We start from the raw sequence: 2162 nt of genomic DNA on the forward strand, positions 1-2162 counted from the left end.
TGAAGAGCCTGGTATCAATTTTGCTCAAAATGACATTGAGTCACTTCATGGCCTCACCTACGGGGAGGTCATCAGCAAAGTCGCGCAGCATGAACAGTACGTTGCCGACATTCGCAGGGAAGAAGATCTCTTTATGCTCCGAGAGCTCCATGGCCTCTATCTAGATAGCAGAGAAAAGATCTTGTCGTCGATGAAAGACCTGCCAGTGGCCCTAGAAGCGATGGAAGCAAAATTCCTGGGGCCGCTGGCCATCAAAGCCGAACTCGATAACAACACCGATTACACTATCAGGGAATTCTCCCTAGAGGTGAGCGTCGTCCAGAGAAGTACGGGGGAACAGGTTTACTCAACGTCAGTATTCGCCGACCTTGGTAATGACCCGCTCCCGCCCGGCTACTCCTACACCAGCTCATTTGGAGATCAAAAAGTACAAGAGGTGATACAAGACAAGAACTACACCGTGATTGGGTATCTATCCAATGTCATCGTTGATGATGGCAGGCGCGTATATGCCAAGATGGCTGAAAGTAACTTCCTACAGTACGCCTCTTTGAAAAGAGCCTACCCTGAAGAGTTCAAGGATATTCAGGAAGAGCTGGGCGATCCGGTTATCTAGTTTGGCATTATCCCAGCCGTGACCACAGTTGCGCGATTATCAAAGTGTGTGGAGACTGTGTCCATCTGACACCATGTGCGGTGGGGGGGCCTGGGTAGTGTTCAGAATTCTGTGTCACTTCTTTAATCTACACACCAAAGAGGTGATACATGACCAAACCCACATTCGACATTGATGCTGCTCTCAAGGCCCTACAGGAAGGCAAAGACCTGACCGGCAAAGACGGCATTCTCACGCCGCTGATCAAGCAGCTCACAGAAGCCGCGATGCAAGCCGAGCTGGACAATCATCTTACAGAAGAGACCGCGCCGAACCGCAAGAATGGCACGACCAGTAAGACCATGAAAGGCCCCGCCGGCAGCTTTGAACTTAAAACGCCCCGAGACCGCAGCGGTACCTTCGAACCCCAGCTTATCAAGAAACACCAGACGCATCTGACCGATGAGTTGGAGCGCAAGATCATTGCCCTGTTTGCCCTCGGCAACAGCTACCAGGACATCCGCGCCCACATTGTCGAGATGTATGATATCGAGCTGTCCAACGGCACCATCAATGCCATCACCGACAAACTCCTGCCAGAGCTACAGGCGTGGCGAGAACGTGATCTTGAAGCCATCTATCCGATTGTCTGGCTTGACGCCATTCACTACAAAATTAGAGAAAACGGCCGTTACGTCAGCAAGGCTATCTACACCATTCTTGCCCTGAACATCGAGGGCAAGAAGGAGCTGCTTGGTCTTTATCTCTCTGATCAGGAAGGTGCCCACCACTGGTTAACCGTGCTGACAGACCTCTACAACCGTGGCGTCAAGGATATCCTGATCGCCTGCGTGGATGGCTTGAAAGGCTTCCCTGAAGCCATCGAGAGCATTTACCCGAAAACGGAAATCCAGCATTGCGTGATTCACCAGATCCGTAACTCACTGAAGTATGTTGCCTCGAAAAACCAGAAAGCCTTCATGGCCGACCTGAAGCCCGTCTACAAGGCTGCAACGCTGAACGCCGCAGAAATCGCACTCGATGAACTGGAAGCCAAGTGGGGCGAGAAATACCCGATGGTAATCAAGTCCTGGCGGGAAAAGTGGCCAACCCTGTCAGCCTACTTCAAATACCCTGATTACGTCCGTACTGCGATTTACACCACCAATGCCGTGGAGGCCGTACATCGCCAGTTCCGCAAGCTGACAAAGACCAAGGGTGGCTTCGCCAGTGAGAACGCCTTACTGAAGCTGCTCTATGCCGGTATACTCAAGGCATCCGAGCGCTGGACCCACCCGGTGCAGAACTGGAATCTGACGCTGTCACAGATGGCCATCCACTTCCCCGAGCGCCTGGACAAATACATCAGCCTGTGAGGCTGCTGGCTGTGACACAGAGTTTTGAACACCCTCGGGGCCTGACTTGACTGCCAGGAGACGACCTCCCATCGCAAAGGATTTCACACCGTGCTCCTTGAGACATGAATCTTGCAATACTTCATCCCCAAAAAATAGATTTTTAGATAACCGATTGCTTTAGTTATGCCAGATTTTCAGAGACTAAAATT

Annotated in this window: 2 protein-coding genes; both read left to right on the plus strand. The window is 51.6% G+C overall.

The features are described 5' to 3' along the window. Positions 1-616 (plus strand): hypothetical protein (locus tag A3730_RS31355; RefSeq protein ID WP_197477383.1); only part of this gene is annotated, 616 nt, incomplete at its 5' end. A 149-nt stretch (positions 617-765) separates the two neighbouring features. Beyond that, a complete protein-coding gene (locus A3730_RS08740) occupies positions 766-1971 on the plus strand; it encodes an IS256 family transposase (protein WP_063519023.1) in 1206 nt (401 codons plus the stop codon). Positions 1972-2162 lie beyond the last annotated feature (191 nt).

The organism is Alcanivorax sp. HI0044 (assembly GCF_001634945.1).

Bases quoted from the DNA above. Each gene is read 5' to 3' on its own strand.
- A3730_RS08740 (WP_063519023.1), top strand. From the start codon at position 766: ATGACCAAACCCACATTCGACATTGATGCTGCTCTCAAGGCCCTACAG.